The sequence below is a fragment of the Microbacterium tenebrionis genome, assembly GCF_020682665.1.
In the GTDB taxonomy this organism is placed as follows: domain Bacteria; phylum Actinomycetota; class Actinomycetes; order Actinomycetales; family Microbacteriaceae; genus Microbacterium; species Microbacterium tenebrionis.
Map to the genome: position 1 here is coordinate 208966 of NZ_JAGTTM010000002.1, position 17976 is coordinate 226941.

Annotated in this window: 19 protein-coding genes and 1 tRNA gene; 9 read left to right on the plus strand and 11 right to left on the minus strand. The window is 68.7% G+C overall.

What is annotated here, in order from left to right:
- Positions 1-10 precede the first annotated feature (10 nt).
- Entirely contained in the window at positions 11-925 is a 915-nt protein-coding gene (locus KEC56_RS06315) for a hypothetical protein (RefSeq protein WP_227530280.1), read from the plus strand.
- A 112-nt stretch (positions 926-1037) separates the two neighbouring features.
- On the opposite strand, the gene ilvC is transcribed toward KEC56_RS06315, so the two are convergent.
- From ilvC to KEC56_RS06350, 7 genes are all read right to left on the minus strand, one after another.
- Positions 1038-2108: a ketol-acid reductoisomerase gene (gene ilvC / locus KEC56_RS06320; RefSeq protein ID WP_264675159.1), complete on the minus strand. Its 1071-nt coding sequence runs from the start codon at positions 2106-2108 to the stop codon at positions 1038-1040.
- Positions 2105-2614 (minus strand): acetolactate synthase small subunit, encoded by a 510-nt coding sequence (gene ilvN / locus KEC56_RS06325; RefSeq protein WP_175986115.1) that lies wholly within the window; start codon positions 2612-2614, stop codon positions 2105-2107. Before ilvN ends, ilvC begins: the two co-directional genes overlap by 4 nt.
- A gap of 3 nt (positions 2615-2617) precedes the next feature.
- A complete protein-coding gene (locus KEC56_RS06330) occupies positions 2618-4420 on the minus strand; it encodes an acetolactate synthase large subunit (RefSeq protein WP_227530281.1) in 1803 nt (600 codons plus the stop codon).
- Between the two features lie 24 nt (positions 4421-4444).
- Positions 4445-6163 carry a dihydroxy-acid dehydratase gene (ilvD, locus tag KEC56_RS06335; RefSeq protein ID WP_227530282.1) on the minus strand — a complete coding sequence of 573 codons (1719 nt, stop codon included), beginning with the start codon at positions 6161-6163 and terminating at the stop codon, positions 4445-4447.
- Between the two features lie 9 nt (positions 6164-6172).
- Positions 6173-6970 carry a trehalose-phosphatase gene (gene otsB, locus KEC56_RS06340; RefSeq protein WP_227530283.1) on the minus strand — a complete coding sequence of 266 codons (798 nt, stop codon included), beginning with the start codon at positions 6968-6970 and terminating at the stop codon, positions 6173-6175.
- 77 nt (positions 6971-7047) lie between these two features.
- Positions 7048-8460 carry an alpha,alpha-trehalose-phosphate synthase (UDP-forming) gene (locus KEC56_RS06345; RefSeq protein ID WP_227530284.1) on the minus strand — a complete coding sequence of 471 codons (1413 nt, stop codon included), beginning with the start codon at positions 8458-8460 and terminating at the stop codon, positions 7048-7050.
- Positions 8461-8492: 32 nt separating this feature from the next.
- The gene (locus KEC56_RS06350) at positions 8493-9746 is read right to left on the minus strand and encodes an MFS transporter (protein WP_175986110.1); all 1254 of its coding nucleotides are present in this window, start codon (positions 9744-9746) and stop codon (positions 8493-8495) included.
- Between the two features lie 175 nt (positions 9747-9921).
- On the opposite strand from KEC56_RS06350, the gene KEC56_RS06355 reads away from it, so the two are divergent.
- The gene (locus tag KEC56_RS06355) at positions 9922-10218 is read left to right on the plus strand and encodes a hypothetical protein (RefSeq protein WP_175986109.1); all 297 of its coding nucleotides are present in this window, start codon (positions 9922-9924) and stop codon (positions 10216-10218) included.
- A gap of 9 nt (positions 10219-10227) precedes the next feature.
- Here the strand turns inward: KEC56_RS06355 and KEC56_RS06360 are convergent, their stop codons facing one another.
- The 3 genes from KEC56_RS06360 to KEC56_RS06370 are packed head-to-tail and all read right to left on the minus strand — an operon-like array spanning position 10228 to position 12861.
- Positions 10228-11406: an acetyl-CoA C-acetyltransferase gene (locus tag KEC56_RS06360; protein ID WP_175986108.1), complete on the minus strand. Its 1179-nt coding sequence runs from the start codon at positions 11404-11406 to the stop codon at positions 10228-10230.
- Positions 11403-12056: a 3-oxoacid CoA-transferase subunit B gene (locus KEC56_RS06365; protein WP_175986107.1), complete on the minus strand. Its 654-nt coding sequence runs from the start codon at positions 12054-12056 to the stop codon at positions 11403-11405. Before KEC56_RS06365 ends, KEC56_RS06360 begins: the two co-directional genes overlap by 4 nt.
- Position 12057: 1 nt before the next feature.
- A complete protein-coding gene (locus KEC56_RS06370) occupies positions 12058-12861 on the minus strand; it encodes a CoA transferase subunit A (protein ID WP_175986106.1) in 804 nt (267 codons plus the stop codon).
- A gap of 104 nt (positions 12862-12965) precedes the next feature.
- On the opposite strand from KEC56_RS06370, the gene KEC56_RS06375 reads away from it, so the two are divergent.
- Positions 12966-13754, plus strand: coding sequence for an IclR family transcriptional regulator (locus KEC56_RS06375; protein ID WP_175986105.1), 789 nt, complete (start codon positions 12966-12968; stop codon positions 13752-13754).
- A gap of 10 nt (positions 13755-13764) precedes the next feature.
- On the opposite strand, the gene KEC56_RS06380 is transcribed toward KEC56_RS06375, so the two are convergent.
- Positions 13765-14106 (minus strand): hypothetical protein, encoded by a 342-nt coding sequence (locus KEC56_RS06380; protein WP_175986104.1) that lies wholly within the window; start codon positions 14104-14106, stop codon positions 13765-13767.
- 19 nt (positions 14107-14125) lie between these two features.
- Here KEC56_RS06380 and KEC56_RS06385 point away from each other — a divergent pair, with 19 nt between their 5' ends.
- From KEC56_RS06385 to KEC56_RS06410, 6 genes are all read left to right on the plus strand, one after another.
- Positions 14126-14569 carry a MarR family winged helix-turn-helix transcriptional regulator gene (locus KEC56_RS06385; RefSeq protein ID WP_175986103.1) on the plus strand — a complete coding sequence of 148 codons (444 nt, stop codon included), beginning with the start codon at positions 14126-14128 and terminating at the stop codon, positions 14567-14569.
- Positions 14566-15813, plus strand: a complete 1248-nt coding sequence (locus tag KEC56_RS06390; RefSeq protein WP_217702951.1) for an MFS transporter — start codon at positions 14566-14568, stop codon at positions 15811-15813. Before KEC56_RS06385 ends, KEC56_RS06390 begins: the two co-directional genes overlap by 4 nt.
- A gap of 23 nt (positions 15814-15836) precedes the next feature.
- Entirely contained in the window at positions 15837-16313 is a 477-nt protein-coding gene (locus tag KEC56_RS06395; RefSeq protein WP_175986102.1) for a YbaK/EbsC family protein, read from the plus strand.
- 75 nt (positions 16314-16388) lie between these two features.
- Positions 16389-16461: transfer RNA gene (locus KEC56_RS06400), tRNA-Lys, on the plus strand.
- An 82-nt stretch (positions 16462-16543) separates the two neighbouring features.
- Positions 16544-17347, plus strand: a complete 804-nt coding sequence (locus KEC56_RS06405; protein WP_227530285.1) for an inositol monophosphatase family protein — start codon at positions 16544-16546, stop codon at positions 17345-17347.
- Between the two features lies 1 nt (position 17348).
- Positions 17349-17921, plus strand: coding sequence for an RAD23 family protein (locus KEC56_RS06410; RefSeq protein WP_227530286.1), 573 nt, complete (start codon positions 17349-17351; stop codon positions 17919-17921).
- Positions 17922-17976: the final 55 nt, after the last annotated feature.

A 17976-nucleotide genomic window follows, 5' to 3' on the forward strand; every position in this document is an offset into this window, starting at 1 on the left:
GAGATCGACCGTGACTGAACCGGAGAAGAACGTCGCTGCGCACGACTGGAAGCCCACGCCGGAGTCCAAGCGCAAGGCGACCGCCTTCCGGTGGATCGCCGCTGCCCTGTGGGCCGTCGCGATCGCCGCAGAGGCCGTCGCCATCTTCTGGCTTCTGCGCCAGCGCGAGTTCGTCGGCGAGGACGGCGGACTCGTCCGCAACACCGACACCGGCCTGCTCGAGGATCAGCAGGCCACAGCCCAGTTCCCGCAGTGGGCGTTCGTCACGCTCATCGTGATGCTCGTCGTGATCGCTGCGCTGTCGATCACCGGTTCCTTCCTCTGGAAGAAGGCGAACCGCCTCGACCCTGCGCGCAGGTCCGACAAACTGCGGTTCTTCGTCCAGAACCAGCTGGGCGCGATCATCGCGGTCATCGCGTTCCTGCCCCTGATCATCCTCATCTTCCTGAACAAGGACATGGACAAGGGGCAGAAGACCACGGCCGGCATCATCGGCATCGTGCTCGCGGTCGCCGCATTCGCGCTGGGCATCGACTACAACCCGTCGTCCGTCGAGCAGTACACCGCGGACCAGTCCACCGTCATCCAGCTGCTCGGCCAGGACGAGGTCGTCTGGGTCGACGGCGGATCGGTCTACCACGTCTGCGAAGAGGTCTCCGACATCCAGACCGGCAGCGAGAAGCGCGTCGGCACCACCGCCGAGGCCGTGGCGGCCGGCAAGACAAGGCTCACGCTGGAGTTCGCATCCGAGCTGCGCACGTGCGGACTGGCCGTACCCGAGAACTCGGATGAGATCGTCGAGGCGCTGCGCGCGATCCGCGACGGCGCGACGGACACGCTGCTGCCCGCACCGGTGTGGGCGTCTCCGTCGGATGCTCCGATCGAGATCCCGGATGCCGCCCCGGAGGGCGACGAGTCGGAGTAGGTCCGAACACGGAGAGACCCCGTCTGAACGACGAGACCCCGTCGCAATCACGTGGATGCGACGGGGTCTCGTCGATAAGACGGGGTCTCAGTGTCGCGCAGTCGGACTCAGGTCAGCGCGCGGCCGAACCGTCCACGTAGTCCTCGTCCTGCTGCTTCCATGCGAACAGCGAGCGCAGCTCCTTGCCGGTCGTCTCGATCGGGTGCTGCTCCTCCTTGGCGCGCAGCTCCAGGAACTCCTTCGCGCCGTTGTCCTGGTCGTCGATGAAGCGCTTCGCGAACGCGCCCGACTGGATGTCGGCGAGCACGCCCTTCATGCTCTCCTTGACGGCCGAGTCGATGACGCGCGGGCCGGAGACGTAGTCGCCGAACTCAGCGGTGTCGGAGATCGACCAGCGCTGCTTGGCGATGCCGCCCTCCCACATGAGGTCGACGATGAGCTTGAGCTCGTGCAGCACCTCGAAGTACGCGATCTGCGGCTGGTAGCCCGCCTCGGTCAGCGTCTCGAAGCCGGCCTGCACGAGATGGCTCACGCCACCGCAGAGCACGGCCTGCTCGCCGAACAGGTCGGTCTCGGTCTCTTCGGTGAACGTCGTCTTGATGACGCCGGCGCGGGTTCCGCCGATCGCCTTGGCGTACGACAGCGCGAGGTCCCAGGCCTTGCCGGATGCATCCTTCTCCACGGCGATGATGTCCGGGATGCCGCGACCGGCGACGAACTCGCGGCGCACGGTGTGGCCGGGCGCCTTCGGCGCGACGAGGATGACGTCGACGCCCTCGGGTGCGTCGATGTAGCCGAAGCGGATGTTGAAGCCGTGCGCGAAGGCGAGGGTCTTGCCCGGGGTCAGGTTCGGCGCGATCGACTCGGAGTAGATCGTGCGCTGGTGCTGGTCGGGGGCGAGGATCATGATGACGTCCGCCCACGCGGTGGCATCCGCCACGTTCTTGACCGGGAAGCCGGCCTCCTCTGCCTTGGCAGCCGACTTCGAGCCGTCCTTGAGGGCGATGGCGACCTCGACGCCCGAATCGCGCAGGTTCTGCGCGTGGGCGTGGCCCTGCGAGCCGTAGCCGACGATCGCGACCTTCTTGCCCTGGATCAGGGACAGGTCGGCGTCGTCGTCGTAGAAGATCTCAGTGCTCACTTGTATTTCTCCTTGATTGTGGTTCGAAAAGTTCGTAGTCAGCCGCGCAGGACGCGCTCGGTGATGCTCTTGCCGCCGCGCCCGATGGCCAGCAACCCGGACTGCGCGATCTCCTTGATCCCGAAGGGCTCCAGGGCGCGCAGCAGGGCGTCGATCTTGCCGCGGTCGCCCGTCACTTCGACGACGAGCGCATCGGCGGCGTAGTCGACGACGGAGGCGCGGAAGAGATTCACGACCTCGATCACGTTCGACCGCGTCGTGTTGTCGGTGCGCACCTTCACCAGCACGTGCTGGCGCTGCACCGAGGTGGCGAAATCGAGCTCGACGATCTTGATGACGTTGACGAGCTTGTTCAGCTGCTTGGTCACCTGCTCGAGCGGAAGCTCCTCGACGTCGACGACGACAGTGATGCGCGAGATCCCCGGCACCTCGGTCACGCCCACGGCGAGCGACTCGATGTTGAAGCCGCGACGGGCGAAGAGACCGGCGACGCGGGTCAGGAGACCTGGGGTGTCCTCGACGAGGAGGCTCAGAACGTGCTTGGACATGGTTCAGACCTCCTCATCGAATGCCGGAGCGTGGTCGCGCGCGTATTGGACGTAGTTGTTGCTCACGCCCTGCGGCACCATCGGCCACACCATCGAGTCGGCGGAGACGACGAAATCGATGACGACGGGGCGATCGTTCGTCTCCAGCGCCAGCTGGATCGCCGCATCCACCTCGTCCTCCTTCTCGACGCGGATGGCCAGGCACCCGTAAGCCTCGGCGAGCTTGACGAAGTCCGGGATCCGGACGGTGTCGTGCCCGGTGTTCAGGTCGGTGTTCGAGTACCGGCCGTCGTAGAACAGCGTCTGCCACTGGCGCACCATGCCGAGCGAGGAGTTGTTGATGATCGCTACCTTGATCGGGATGTTGTTGATCGCGCAGGTCGCGAGCTCCTGATTGGTCATCTGGAAGCAGCCGTCGCCGTCGATCGACCAGACGACCCGGTCGGGCTCGGCGACCTTCGCGCCCATCGCCGCGGGCACCGAGTAGCCCATCGTGCCCGCTCCCCCGGAGTTCAACCATGCGTTCGGACGCTCGTACTTGATGAACTGCGCGGCCCACATCTGGTGCTGGCCGACGCCGGCGGCGTAGATGCCCTCGGGCCCGGTGAGCTCGCCGATGCGGGAGATCACATACTGCGGCGCGAGCAGGCCGTCGCTGGGCTCGGTGTACCCGAGCGGGAACTCGTCACGGAGCCCGTCGAGGTAGGACCACCAGTCCGAGATGTCGGGCTTCGCGCTGCCGACGACGCCGCGGTATGCGGCATCCAGGTCGATGAGCACATCGCGGACGTCGCCCACGATCGGCACATCCGCCGTGCGGATCTTGGAGATCTCGGCCGGGTCGATGTCGACGTGCACGACCTTCGCATACGGGGCGAACAGCGATGCCTTGCCCGTCACGCGGTCGTCGAACCGGGCACCGAGCGAAACGATGAGGTCGGCCTCCTGAAGCGCCAGCACGGCAGGCACGGTTCCGTGCATGCCGGGCATGCCGAGGTGCTGCTCGTGCGAGTCCGGGAAGGCACCGCGGGCCATCAAGGTCGTGACGACAGGGGCTCCGGTGGATTCGGCGAGTTCCTTGAGCTCAGCAGCGGCCCGGCCGCGCACGACGCCGCCGCCGACGTAGAGCACCGGTTTCTTCGACTCGGCCAGCAGTGCCGCGGCTGCCTGGATCTGCTTGCCGTGCGCCTTGGTGACGGGCCGGTAACCGGGCAGCTCGATCTTGGGCGGCCAGACGAACGGCACGGTGTCCTGCTGAGCGTCCTTCGTGATGTCGACCAGAACCGGACCGGGACGGCCCGTCGAGGCGATCTCGAAGGCGGCGGCGATCGCGCCGGGGATGTCGCGGGCGTCCTTGACGAGGAAGGAGTGCTTGGTGACCGGCATCGTGATGCCGACGATGTCGGCCTCCTGGAAGGCGTCCGTCCCCATGAGAGTGGAGAACACCTGACCGGTGATCGCGACCAGCGGCACGGAGTCCATGTAGGCGTCGGCGATCGCGGTGACAAGGTTCGTGGCACCGGGCCCGGAGGTAGCGATGCACACGCCGACCTTGCCGGACGCCGAGGCATAGCCCTCCGCGGCGTGGCCGGCGCCCTGCTCGTGGCGCACGAGGATGTGGCGGAGCTGCGAAGCATCCATCAGCGGGTCGTAGACGGGGAGGATCGCTCCTCCGGGCAGACCGAACACGTCGGTCACGCCGAGCAGCTCGAGCGAGCGGACGACAGCCTCGGCGCCGGTGATCTCCGGCGCGGAGGTCTTCGGGGCGGGCGGCCGTGGCACGGCCGAAACAGCGTCAGCAGTCATGTGATTCCTTGGTGATCTGCGGGGTCAGCCCGTGGTCGCGCCTTCGGCGGCGGAGCGCACGAGCTTGGAGTACTTGGCAAGAACGCCACGGGTATAGCGGGGCGGAAGCGGCTCCCAGCCGGAGCGGCGGGAGGCGAGCTCTGCATCATCGACGAGTAGGTCAAGAGAGCGAGCTGCGATATCGACCCGTATCAGATCACCATCGCGCACGAAGGCGATGGGACCAGCGTCCACCGCTTCGGGTGCTATGTGGCCGATGCACAGGCCGGTTGTGCCGCCTGAGAATCGTCCGTCCGTCAAGAGTAGTACATCTTTTCCGAGCCCAGCGCCCTTGATGGCGGCGGTGATGGCGAGCATCTCGCGCATGCCCGGTCCGCCCTTGGGGCCCTCGTAGCGGATCACGATGACCTCGCCGGCGTTGATCTCGCCGTTCGCCACGGCATCCATCGCCGCGCGCTCGCGTTCGAAGACGCGAGCAGGGCCCTCGAACACGGTCGCGTCGAAGCCGGCGGTCTTGACGACGGCGCCCTCGGGGGCGAGCGAGCCGTGCAGGATCGTGAGGCCGCCGGTGGCGTGGATCGGGTTGTCGAACGTGTGGATGACCTCACCGTCGATGGGGTCGGGGTTCAGCTCCGCGAGGTTCTCGGCGAGCGTCTTGCCCGTGACGGTGAGCGCGTCGCCGTGCAGCAGGCCCTCGTCGAGCATCGCCTTCATGATGACCGGGATGCCTCCGTGCCGGTCGACATCGTTCATGACGTACTTGCCGAACGGCTTCATGTCGGCCACGTGCGGCACCTTGTCGCCGATGCGGTTGAAGTCGTGCAGGCTGAGGTCGACCTCGGCCTCGCGGGCGATCGCGAGCAGGTGGAGCACGACGTTGGTGGATCCACCGAGCGCCATGGCGAGGGCGATCGCGTTCTCGAACGACTCCTTCGTGAGGATGTCGCGGGTGGTGATGCCCTGACGGAGCAGGTTCACCACGGCCTCGCCGGAGCGGTGCGCGAAGTAGTCGCGGCGTCGGTCGGCGGAAGGCGGCGCTGCGGATCCGGGGAGACTGAGGCCCAGCGCCTCGGCGACGGATGCCATCGTGTTGGCGGTGTACATGCCGCCGCACGCGCCCTCACCGGGGGCGATCGCGCACTCGATGCGCTTGAGGTCCTCTTCGCTCATGAGCCCCGCACGGCAGGCGCCGACGGCCTCGAACGAGTCGATGATCGTGACGTCCTTCTCGGTGCCGTCCGACAGCTTGACCCAGCCGGGGGCGATCGAACCGGCGTAGAGGAACACGCTGGAGAGGTCGAGGCGGGCGCTGGCCATGAGCATGCCGGGGATGGACTTGTCGCATCCGGCGAGCAGCACGCTGCCGTCGAGGCGCTCCGCCATCATGACCGTCTCGACCGAGTCGGCGATGACCTCGCGCGAGACGAGCGAGAAGTGCATGCCCTCGTGGCCCATCGAGATGCCGTCCGAGACGGAGATGGTCCCGAACTGCAACGGGTAGCCGCCACCGGAGTGGACGCCCTCCTTGGCGCCCTGGGCCAGGCGGTCCAGGCTCAGGTTGCACGGGGTGATCTCGTTCCAGCTGGACGCGATGCCGATCTGCGGCTTGTCCCAGTCCTCATCCCCCATCCCGACGGCGCGGAGCATGCCTCGGGATGTGGTGGCCTCGATGCCGTCGGTGACGACGCGGCTTCGGGGCTTGATGTCGGTGGATGCATTCGAAGAAGGGTCGTGCGAGGGCATGACGGCAGTCTATTCCCGTCCCGACGCACGCTCGGACGCGAGCGTCTCCAGAAGATCCGCCATCTGCTGTGGAGTGTCCACACGCAGCGCAGCCGCGCTCTCCCCCGGACCGACGCGCACGCCGAGGTCGCCAGGGAGCAGGACCCGCATCGCGTCCTCGTCTGTGACGTCGTCGCCGGCGAACAGGATGCCGGTGGCACCGAAGTGCTCGCGCAGAACCGACATCGCCGTGTCCTTCCCCTCGGTCCGCGACGAGAACTCGAGCACGCGGTGCCCCGAGCGCCGCCGCCAGTGCGGGTAGTGGTCGGCGACGAGCGCGTCGATCTCGGCGAACGCGGCCTGCTCCGTCTCGCGCGTCGCCCGGCGCGTGTGGATGCCCATCCCGAACGTCTTGGGCTCGAGCCCGACGCCCTCGTAGCGGTCGACGATCGGCTGCGCTGCCGCCCAGAGCCCTTCGCGCGCGCCGTCCTCGGTCGCAGCCCCCGGAGCATCCTCGTCACCCGTGCCGGGGAACCAGTACTGCGCGCCATGGGAGCCGGCCAGGGCGATCACCGAATCCTCGTCGTGCTCGGTGATGATCTTCAGATCGTGCATGCTGCGACCGGACACGTAGGCGACGAACGTGTCGGGAAGGGATGTGAGCCGCTCGACCTGCGCGGCGACCTCGGGAAGAGCCCGTGCCGCCATCGGGTCGGGCACGAGCGGGGACGCCGTTCCGTCGAAGTCGAGTGCGACGAGGAGTCGTGGTGTCCTCGCGATCGCTGAGAGGGCGTCGTCTGCGGTTCCGGGGGTCCAGGTGCGGGTCACTGCGGGTCTCCTCATCGGGGTCGATTCCCGACCAGCCTCTCATGCGCCGGTGTCCGGCTCCGCCGCATGACGGCCGATCAGGAGCGTTGCGCGCGCACGTCCGCGAGGGCGTCGAGGAACGACGAGGACCACACCTTCACATCGTGCTCGAGCACGCGCTTGCGCAACGACCGCATCCGGCGGCTCTGCTCGGCCGGCTCCATCTCGACCGCGGTCATGATCGCGTCCTTCAGCCCCTCGATGTCGTGCGGGTTGACGCGGATGGCCTGACGCAGCTCATCGGCCGCGCCGGTGAACTCGCTCAGCACGAGCACCCCGCGGTTGTCGGCGCGCGTGGCGATGTACTCCTTCGCGACGAGGTTCATGCCGTCCCGGAGCGCGGTGACGAGCATGACGTCGGCGGCCAGGTACAGCGCGACCATCTCCTCGCGCGGGAAGCCCTGGTGCAGATAGCGGATCGCGGTGTGCACCATGGTGTCGAAGTCGCCGTTGATGCGGCTCACCGCCAGCTCGATCTCATCGCGCAGGTGCACGTACGCGTCGACGCGTTCGCGGCTGGGGCTCGCGACCTGGATGAACGTGACGTCCTCGACGCTGAGCCTGCCCTCGGTGAGCAGCTCGCCGTAGGCCTTGATGCGGTGCCGGATGCCCTTGGTGTAGTCGAGCCTGTCGACGCCGAGCAGGATCCGCTTGGGGTCGCCGAGACTCTTCCGGATCTCCGCCGCCCGCGCCCGCACTTCGGGCTTCTGGATGAGCTCGAGGTACGGGGCGGTGTCGATCGAGATCGGGAAGGCCTTCGCGAGCACGCGGCGCGAGCCCTCCTCACCGGGGACCTCCACGAGAGATCCCTTCACCGGGTGCTGCAGGCGCCGGCGCACGGCGGCGAGGAAGTAGGTGGCGTCCTGCGCTCGCTGGAATCCGATGACGTCGGCGCCGAGCAGTCCGCGCAGCACCTGGTCGCGCCAGGGCAGCTGCGCGTACAGTCCGTGCGCAGGGAACGGGATGTGGTGGAAGTAGCCGATCGTGACGTCGGGTCGGAGCGTCCGAACCATCTCGGGCACGAGCTGAAGCTGGTAGTCGTGCACCCAGACCGTTCCGCCCTGCGCGACGGCTGAGGCCGCGGCCTCGGCGAAGCGGTGGTTGACGGCGACGTATGCCTCCCACCACTCGCGATGGAACTGCGGCGGGGCGATCACATCGTGATACAGCGGCCAGATCGTGTCGTTCGCGAAGCCCTCGTAGTACTCCTCGACCTCCTGCTCGCTCAGCGCGATCGGGATCAGTCGGATGCCGTTCGCCTCGAACGGCTCGAGCTCGAGGTCGGCCTGCCCGGCCCACCCGACCCATGCTCCGTCGACCGTCTTCATGACAGGCTCGAGCGCCGCGACCAGGCCGCCGGGAGAGGTGCGCCAGCTCTCCTCGCCGTCGGGGGCGACGACCCTATCCACCGGAAGACGGTTCGCGACGACGACGAATTCTGCGGCTGTCATGGCTGGCTCCTCGCTAGCGGTGGAACCCCAGGCTATCGACTCCGCCACGGTGCGCGGCAGGCGACCCCGTTCAGCGCACCGCACACGAACACGATCGCGGCGGCGGCGGCCGGCACCATCAGTGCGGCGGATGTGCCCACCGACTGCGCGATCTCGCCGGTGACGGCCGCGCCGATCGACTGCCCGACGATGACGCCGGAGCCGAGCATGGTCATCACCGTGGCAGAGCGGCCCAGCGGGCTTCGGGCGGCGCCGAAGCTGTACTGGGTCACGAGGGTCGGTCCGATCCCGATGCCCATGACGGCGAGGACCGCGACCATCCCCGCCACCGACGAAACCGTCGCCAGAAGCAGAGATCCCAGCAGCAGGATGCCGGAGAACACCAGCCAGCGGGCGTGAAGGCTGAAGCGCGGAGGGAGCCAGGCGACTCCGAGCGCGAGCAGCGCGGACCCGATTCCCATGACGCCGTAGAGGAGCCCGGCCTGCTCCGGTTCCCCTCGATCGGCCATGAAGGCCGTCAGCGCGGTGAGAGTCGCGCCGAAGAACAGCCCGACGCCGAAGATGCCGGTGACGACGACGAGCAGCTGCGGTCGGAACAGCTCGGCCGGTGCCGACGGCGCCCGACCGTCGCTTCCCCGCTCATCCGAGACATGACGACCGCTCGGGTGCAGCGCGAAGGCGCCGACGAACACGATGGTGAGCACGGCGGCGCCCACCAGGGGCGCCCAGGGGGCGATCCAGGACGCCGCGATCCCGACAAGGAAGGGCCCGAACACGAATACCGTCTCGTCCGCAGCGGACTCGTAGGCCATGGTTGCCGACAGCGTGCGCGCGCGGTGCGGTTCCGGCATCCGCTCGTTGATGATCGTCACCAGGCGCGATCGGGACATCGGCGCGACCTGCGGGGCGGTCGCGCCGATACCCGCAGCCGCCAGCAGGACATACGGGTCGGCGGCCGAGCCGTATACGACGAGGGTGAAGACGATCAGCGCCACGCTGTTCGTCACGGCGAGCAGCACGAGCACCGGTCGCTGGCCGAACCGGTCTGCCGCCGCGCCGAGCAGCGGCCCGAAGCAGGCGGTGCCGATGCCGACGGCCGCCGAGGTGAGTCCGCCCAGGGAGAGCGATCCGCGGGCCGAGACGACGAGGGTGAGGACGCCGACGACCATCATCGCGAACGGCAGCCGTGCGACGAAGGCGATCAGGAAGTACGGCAGGCCCGCCTGGCGGAGCAGGCTCGCCGGTCGGGTTGGAGGGGATGGAACTGATGCGTGTGTCTGTGTCATGACTCTCACGCGCCCGGACGGCGCGGGATCAGGTGCCGCCGCTTTCCGCCGGGATGCCGACGGCCGGTAGATACACAGCTTCTGGCGCTCGCGCGCCGCACTGATCATAGCGAGGGCACCTGAGCGTTTTCCAGCCCCGCGCGCGCCCGGGCGCCATGAGGGTAGCGTGGACGTCATGCGCTACCTCTTCAGCACCGGTCTGGTCGCAGCGATCTCTGCAGGAGTGTCGCTTCTGCGCGGAACTCGAGACGAACCGATCACCTGGCGGCTGGTGCTCTCGTGGTTGAGCTGGGGCATCACCCTCTCGCTCGCGATCGGCGCCGTCGTCGACATGAGGAGAGAACGCACCGGCAACCAGGTCGACGCCGACTCGCCGCAGTCGGTCAAGAAGGCGAAGAAGGCGCAGCGCCTGCAGTTCAAGTCTCAGAAGGCCCTGGCCGACGCCCAGCGCCACGCCAAGGATCGCCGCTGAAAGTCTGGGTCAACGTGTGAGGATGAGCGCCTCGCCCTGACCTCCGCCGCCGCACAGGCCGACGGCGACGGTACCCCTCCCCCGTCGGTTCAGCTCGTGCGCCATGTGCACGACCAGACGGTTGCCGGATGCGCCGATCGGATGCCCGATCGCGATGCCGCCGCCGTGGATGTTCACGATGTCGCTCGAGATCCCGAGCTCGGTCTGCGAACGCGCGACGACCGCGCCGAATGCCTCGTTGATCTCGACCAGGTCGAGATCTGCTGCGGTGATGCCCTGCTTCTCGAGCGCGCGGGCGATCGCCTGCGCCGGCTGGGCCTGGAGCGAGTTGTCCGGGCCTGCGGTCTGGCCGCTCGCACCGACGACGGCGAGCACCGGCCAGCCCTGGGCCTCGGCGTTCTCGCGTGTGGTCACGATGACGGCGGATGCCCCATCGGAGATCTGCGAGGAGTTGCCGGCGGTGATCGTTCCGCCCTCGGCGAAGGCGGCCCGAAGCTTCGCGAGCGTCTCGACGGTCGTGTCGGGGCGCACGCCCTCGTCGCGGGTGAGGACGACCGGCTCGCCGCGGCGCTGCGGGACCTCGACGGTGACGAGCTCGTCATCGAAGACGCCTGCGTCGGCGGCAGCGGCGGCGCGCTGGTGCGACAGCGCCGCGACCTCGTCCTGCGCCTCACGGGTGAGCTCGAACCGCGGGTTGTGGCGCTCGGTCGATCCGCCCATGCTCTCGCGGTCGTAGGCGTCGGTGAGTCCGTCATAGGCCATGTGGTCGAGCACCTCGACGCTGCCGTAGGTCCAGCCGTCGCGCGATCCCATGAGCAGATGCGGCGCACGCGTCATCGACTCCATGCCGGCGGCGACGACGGTCGTGGCGTCCCCGGTGCGGATCATGCGCGCGGCGTCGATGACGGCGGTCAGGCCCGAGAGGCACACCTTGTTGACCGAGTGCGCCGGGACGTCCCAGCCGATGCCCGCCCCGATGGATGCCTGGCGGGCCGCGTTCTGGCCGGAGCCGGCCGCGAGCACCTGGCCCACGATGACGGCGTCGATCGCTGCCGGGTCGACGGATGCCTGCTCGAGCGCGCCCTTGATCGCCAGCGACCCCAGTTGCGGCGCGGTGAAGGACGCCAGCTGCCCTTTCAGGCGCCCCTGCGGGGTGCGGGCGGCTGCGACGATGACGATGTCGGTCATGAGTTCTCCTTCAATGCTTCCGTGACGATGAGCGGAGGCTCGGTCGCGTCGATGACCTGCTGGGCGCTCACGCCCGGCGCGGTCTCCACGAGCACGAGTCCGGCTTCGGTGACATCGATCACAGCGAGGTCTGTGATGATGCGGTGCGCGACCCCGCGACCCGTGAGGGGCAGGGAGCACTCGTTCACGATCTTCGCCGAGCCGTCCTTGGCGACGTGCTCCATGAGGATGATCACGCGGCCGGCGCCGTGGACGAGGTCCATCGCGCCGCCCGGTCCCTTGACCATCTTGCCGGGGATCATCCAGTTCGCCAGATCCCCTGTCGCGGAGACCTGCATGGCACCGAGGATCGCCGCGTGGATCTTGCCCCCGCGGATCATCCCGAAACTCGTCGCCGAGTCGAAGAACGCCGCGCCGGGGAGCGTGGTGACGGTCTCCTTGCCGGCGTTGATGAGGTCGGGATCGACCGCGTCCTCCGTCGGGTACGGGCCGACGCCGAGGATGCCGTTCTCCGACTGCAGTACGACCGTGACGCCGTCGGGCACGTAGTTGGGCACGAGGGTCGGCAGACCGATGCCGAGGTTCACATAGGAGCCGTCGGAGAGCTCTGCCGCAGCGCGCGCGGCCATCTGCTGGCGGGTGAGTGCCATGTCAGGCTCCTTCCGTGGTGGTCGCCGGCTGCGAGGCCGCCGGCTGTGAAACCGTGCGCCGCTCGATGCGCTTCTCGATGTCCGTGCCGACCTCGACGACGCGGTGCACGAACACGCCCGGGAGATGGACGCTGTCGGGGTCGATCTCGCCGGGCTCGACGAGCCTCTCGACCTGGGCGATGCACACCCGGCCGGCCATTGCGGCGAGCGGGTTGAAGTTGCGGGCGGCCTTGTTGAACACGAGGTTGCCGTGGCGGTCGCCGACGGCGGCGTGCACGAGTGAGAAGTCCGTGGTGATGGCCTCTTCGAGCACGAAGTCCTTCTGGACGCCGCCGACGTCGAAGGGGCGCACCTCCTTCACGGGCGAGGCGACGGCGATCGAGCCGTCGGCGTTGTAGCGGCGCGGCAGGCCGCCTTCGGCGACCTGGGTGCCGACGCCCGTCTGCGTGAAGAACGCCGAGACGCCGGATCCGCCTGCGCGCAGCTTCTCGGCGAGCGTGCCCTGTGGGGTGAGTTCGAGCTCGAGCTCACCGGAGAGGAACTGCCGCTCGAACTCCTTGTTCTCGCCGACGTACGACGACGTCATCTTGCGGATCCGCTGCGCGTTCAGCAGGATGCCGAGGCCCCAGTCGTCGACGCCGCAGTTGTTGCTGACGATGCTGAGGTCGGTCGTGCCCTGTGCGAGCACGGCCTCGATGAGGGCGATCGGGTTTCCGGAGAGGCCGAACCCGCCGACGGCCAGGGAGTCACCGTCCTGGATATCGGCGACGGCTTCGGCGGCCGAGGACCATTGCTTGTCGATCACGCAGCACTCCTTCGGGTCAGGTCTTCCTCAAGCATCCGCCTTCCGAGTCCGTACTCGAAGCGCCTTCTTGCGATGTGGTCGGATCTGCGGATAGCGTCCACATTGTGGACACCTCGAATCGTTCCGTGCCGGGCGCGCAGGCGGTCGCCAGAGCAGCGCGGCTCCTGCGCCTGGTGACGTCGACCGCCGGCGACGGCGCGGCGCTGCAGGACCTCGCCAGGACCGCCGACCTCTCGCGTTCGACGACGCACCGGCTCCTGTCCGCCCTGCGGGCCGAGGGGCTCGTCGACCGCGATGAGGAGAGCGGGCTGTGGATGCCGGGCCCTGAGCTGTTCCTGATGGGATCCGTGGCCGCAGCGCGGTACGACGTGACCGCCCTCGCCCGCGACATCGTGCGCGCCCTGGCCGTCAAGACCGAGGAGAGCGCGTTCCTCTCGGTGCGCCGCGCGGATGAGACCGTGTGCCTGCTGCGGGAGGAGGGGTCTTTCCCCATCCGCTCGTTCGTCCTGAGCGAGGGGGTGCGCTTCCCGCTCGGGGTCGCGAGCGCCGGGCTCGCGATCCTCTCGTTCCTGCCTGACCACGATGTGGATGCCTATCTCGACCGGCATCCCGACCTCAGCGAGCGCTGGGGCAGGACGCATGCGCGCGCTCCCCTGCGACGCCGCCTGGCGGAGACGAAGGAGCGGGGCTTCGCCGTGAACCCCGGACTCATCGTCAACGGCAGCTGGGGCATGGGTGCCGCTGTCTTCGACCGCACGGGCCGCCCGGAGTGGGCACTGAGCCTCACCGGCGTCGAGTTCCGCTTCGGCCCCGACCGGATCGCCGACCTGGGACGCACGCTCATGGCGCACGCGCATCAGCTGTCGTCCCGCATCGCGGGCGCCAGGCGCTGACTCCGTCCGCTCAGGCGTCCACGGCCGCGATCGCGGACTGCACGAGCGGTGCGAGCTGCCGCGCCCCCCGCTCGCTCATCACGACCGTATAGTGGTTCAGCCCCTCCAGGTGCCGATGGGCGACCTCGGGGTGGTCCGCGAGCAGCCGCTCCCGGTGAGCCGCCCGGTACAGTCCGGGCTCCGCGTTCTGCAGGCCGCGGCTCCAGTCGCCCCCGCACGCGGGGTGGTTCGGCCAGAAGCCCTCCCCGTACTGCGCCGCATCGGTCCAGCGCGTCGAGAGGCGCTCGGCCGTCGGCCCCAGGATGATCGACACGAGCTGCTCCGGCTCGCATGCCCGCGGGGTCCATGCCAACTAATATATATTGTTTGGTATGAATAGCCCCGACGTCATCTCGTCGATCGTGGTCTCCGCGCACGCGCTGGCTCGCATCGCCGCGCAGGATGCCGAGAACGACGCACCCGCAGCCCAGTGGCGCGCGCTCACTCTGCTCGAGCGGACCCCAGGAAGACGTGTCGGGGAGCTCGCCCGCGCCTCGCGCACGACCCAGCCGGGAATGACGCGACTGGTGGGCGACCTGGAGCGCGCCGGACTCGTTACCCGCTCCCCCGATCCCTCCGATTCGCGCGCGACCGTCGTCGACATCACACCGGAGGGACTGCGGGCACTCGCGGAGTGGCGCGAATCATTCCGCGCCGCGCTCGCACCGCGCTTCGCCGACCTCGACACCGCGGACTGGGACGCACTGCGCCGCTCGGCCGAGATCCTCGCCGCGCACAGCATCGAAGAATCCGAACAGACAGGAGAGAACGCGTGAACACGGCCGTCTCAGGCGACGCGACAGCAACCGGATCGATCTGGCGCCAGCCCGCCCAGGTTTGGGCCGTCGCCTTCGCGAGCGTCGTCGCATTCATGGGCATCGGCCTCGTCGACCCGATCCTCCCGGCGATCGCCGAGTCGCTGCAGGCGAGCCCGACCGAGACCGAACTGCTGTTCACCAGTTACCTGCTCGTCACGGGGGTGGCGATGCTCATCACGAGCTGGGTCTCCAGCCGCATCGGAGCAAAGGCGACGCTGATGATCGGATTGGGCCTGATCGTGGCGTTCGCCCTGGCCTCGGCGCTCAGCGGCAGCGTCGACGCGATCATCGGATTCCGGGCCGGGTGGGGCCTGGGCAATGCCCTGTTCATCTCGACGGCACTGGCGACGATCGTCGGCTCCGCGTCCGGCGGCAGCGGTGCGGCGATCGTGCTCTACGAGGCGGCGCTCGGCCTCGGCATCGCGATCGGGCCGCTGCTGGGCGGACTGCTCGGCGAGGTCAGCTGGCGCGGTCCGTTCTTCGGCGTCGTCGCCCTCATGGCCATCGCCTTCATCGCCGTGTTCACGCTGCTGCGCGGTTCCGGCGAGAAGCGGGTACCCGTGCGGTTCTCGGCGCCGTTCACGGCGCTCGGACGCCCGGCCCTCGCGATCCTCGCCGTGGCGGCGCTGTTCTACAACATCGGCTTCTTCGTGCTGCTCGCGTTCTCGCCGTTCCCGCTGGGCTTCGGCGCGATGGGCATCGGGTTCACGTTCTTCGGCTGGGGCGCGGCACTGGCGATCACCAGCATCTGGCTGGCGCCGTGGATGATGAGGCGCATGTCGCGCACGGCAATCATCCTCACGATGCTGCCCCTGCTCGCGGTCGACCTTGTCGCCGCGGGAATCCTCGCCGAGACGGCATCCGCACTCGTCGTCTGCATCATCATCGGCGGCCTGCTCCTCGGCGTCATGAACACCGTCCTCACCGAAGCCGTCATGGAGGCGACCGACCTCCCGCGATCGGTCGCCTCGTCGGCGTACTCGGCCGTGCGCTTCATCGGCGGCGCGATGGCTCCACCGATCGCCGCCCTGCTGTGGCACGCGTTCAACTCGACCGTGCCGTACCTGTTCGCCGCGGCGTCCGTCCTCGTCGCCGCGCTGACCGTTCTCCTCGGGCGGAGGATCCTCGCTCGGATCGACGATGAGCCCAAGGATCGCGTCGCCGAGGACGCCGAGGCCATCACGGTCGGCGACGCCGCCTGACACGCCCGGGTACGTTGGCACCCATGAGTGAAACCCTCCCCGAGCGCAGTCGCATCGTCAGCCAGCACCTGGAAGCGGCCGGCATCGTACCTGCGATCCGGGTGCTGCCCGATTCCGCCCGCACCGCCGCGGAAGCGGCAGCGGCCATCGGCTGCGAGGTCGCGGCGATCGCGAACAGCCTCGTGTTCCTCGCCGACGACGAGCCCGTGCTCGTGATGACCAGCGGCGGCCACCGCGCCGACCTCGCCGTGCTCGCCTCCGAACTGGGAGCGGAGGCCGTGCACATGGCGCCGGCCTCGGTCGTGCGGGCCGCGACCGGTCAGGCGATCGGCGGCGTCGCGCCAATCGGACACCCGACGCGGTTGCGCACGTTCCTCGACGAGAAGCTCCTCGACTTCGATGAGATCTGGGCGGCCGCCGGGCATCCGCACACCGTCATGCCCCTGACTTTCGAGACCTTGCAGCGGCTCACAGGCGGTCGCACGATCACGGTCGAGTGAGGATGCGGCGCCGATTTCGCATGAGGCTGCGAAGCTGGTAATGTAATTCCTCGGCCGGGAGAGATCCCAGGCCATGCGCCTCTAGCTCAATCGGCAGAGCAATTGACTCTTAATCAATGGGTTCAGGGTTCAAGTCCCTGGGGGCGCACGGATCAGCCCCGGAGCACTCTCGCCAGTGCTCCGGGGCTTTTCTGCATTCCGGCGACGATCGCGCCGACTAGTCTGAGAGCGTGACCGATTCCCCTGACGCGGCAGGCCTCGCCGCCGATCTCGATCTCGCTCTGCGGCTGGCGGACGCCGCGGATGCCGAGTCGCTCCCCCGCTTCGACGCCGCGGATCTGCAGATCTCGACGAAGGCCGATCGCACCCACGTGACGGATGCGGACCTTGCCACCGAGCGCACGCTCCGCGCGATGCTCGCCGACGAGCGTCCCGCCGACGGCATCTTCGGCGAGGAGTTCGGCTCGTCCGGCGACACGCAGCGGCAGTGGATAATCGACCCGATCGACGGCACGGCGAACTTCATGCGCGGGGTGCCGCTGTGGGGCACGATGATCGCGCTCGCCGTCGACGGCGTGCCCCAGGTCGGCGTCGTGAGCATGCCAGCGCTGGGGCGACGCTGGTGGGCCAGCACGGGAGCGGGCGCGTGGACCGCGGCGCATCCCCGGCCCCGGCAGATCCGCACGTCGGCGGTATCGTCCCTCGACGACGCCGCGGTCAGCTTCCAGAGCATCACCCAGTGGGCCGATGCCGGGCACCTTCCCGCCCTGCTCCGCCTCGCGGACAGGGTCTGGCGTGATCGCGCTCTAGGCGACGTGTACGCCTACATGCTGCTCGCCGAGGGCCGGCTCGAGATGGTGGCCGAGTTCGATGTGAAGGAGTACGACATCGCCGCTGCCGTGCCGATCGTGCGCGAGGCCGGCGGCTCCTTCACCTCGTTCGACGGCAACGACAGCATCTCCGAGCGGTCGGTGCTCGCATCCAACGGCATCCTGCACGATGCCTTCCTCGATCTCGTGCATGAGGAGGCCTGAGATGAACCGCAGAATCCCCGTCATGGCGCTCGCGTCGATCGCTGTGCTCGCCGGTGTCTCCGGATGCGCGGCCGAGCCCGAAGTCGCCCCGACCAGTACGCCGACGCCCACCGCTTCGGCACCGGATCCGGCTTCCACGCCCGAACCTGTCGAGACCGAGCCGGTGGAGACTCCGGGCGCCGAGCCGACCTGCGAGACGATCCTCGAGCCGAGCACGACGGCGATGTTCGCCGAGCAGGGCTGGACGTTCAAGCAGCGGGAGTTCCGCATCGGCGAGGACATCGTCGAGGACGGCTTCGAGTGCGTGTGGGGCGACTACACCGTGCCCTCCGATCACGTCCAAGTGTTCGGCTGGGCGCCGATGGATGCCGGGGCGTCCACGTCGGCTCAGCAGAAGCTCCTGTCGCAGGGTTGGCTCCGGGCGGACGCGGACGGGCACCTGTACATCACCGAGGATCCTGACAACGCCTTCGCCGTGGACGAGGACGGCTACGGAATGACTTACGAGTTCGGCGACGGGTGGGTGACCCTCGCCGACACCCGGCAGGGCCTCCTGCTCATCCAGCGGCCGTGACAACACGACGAAGGCCCGTGGCGGATCTCTCCGCCACGGGCCTTCGTCATGTGAC

Coding starts and splice junctions, on each gene's coding strand:
- ilvN (WP_175986115.1), bottom strand. CDS start 2,614: ATGTCCAAGCACGTTCTGAGCCTCCTCGTCGAGGACACCCCAGGTCTC.
- KEC56_RS06330 (WP_227530281.1), bottom strand. CDS start 4,420: ATGACTGCTGACGCTGTTTCGGCCGTGCCACGGCCGCCCGCCCCGAAG.
- ilvD (WP_227530282.1), bottom strand. CDS start 6,163: ATGCCCTCGCACGACCCTTCTTCGAATGCATCCACCGACATCAAGCCC.
- KEC56_RS06345 (WP_227530284.1), bottom strand. CDS start 8,460: ATGACAGCCGCAGAATTCGTCGTCGTCGCGAACCGTCTTCCGGTGGAT.
- KEC56_RS06350 (WP_175986110.1), bottom strand. CDS start 9,746: ATGACACAGACACACGCATCAGTTCCATCCCCTCCAACCCGACCGGCG.
- KEC56_RS06355 (WP_175986109.1), top strand. CDS start 9,922: ATGCGCTACCTCTTCAGCACCGGTCTGGTCGCAGCGATCTCTGCAGGA.
- KEC56_RS06360 (WP_175986108.1), bottom strand. CDS start 11,406: ATGACCGACATCGTCATCGTCGCAGCCGCCCGCACCCCGCAGGGGCGC.
- KEC56_RS06365 (WP_175986107.1), bottom strand. CDS start 12,056: ATGGCACTCACCCGCCAGCAGATGGCCGCGCGCGCTGCGGCAGAGCTC.
- KEC56_RS06385 (WP_175986103.1), top strand. CDS start 14,126: ATGAATAGCCCCGACGTCATCTCGTCGATCGTGGTCTCCGCGCACGCG.
- KEC56_RS06395 (WP_175986102.1), top strand. CDS start 15,837: ATGAGTGAAACCCTCCCCGAGCGCAGTCGCATCGTCAGCCAGCACCTG.
- KEC56_RS06410 (WP_227530286.1), top strand. CDS start 17,349: ATGAACCGCAGAATCCCCGTCATGGCGCTCGCGTCGATCGCTGTGCTC.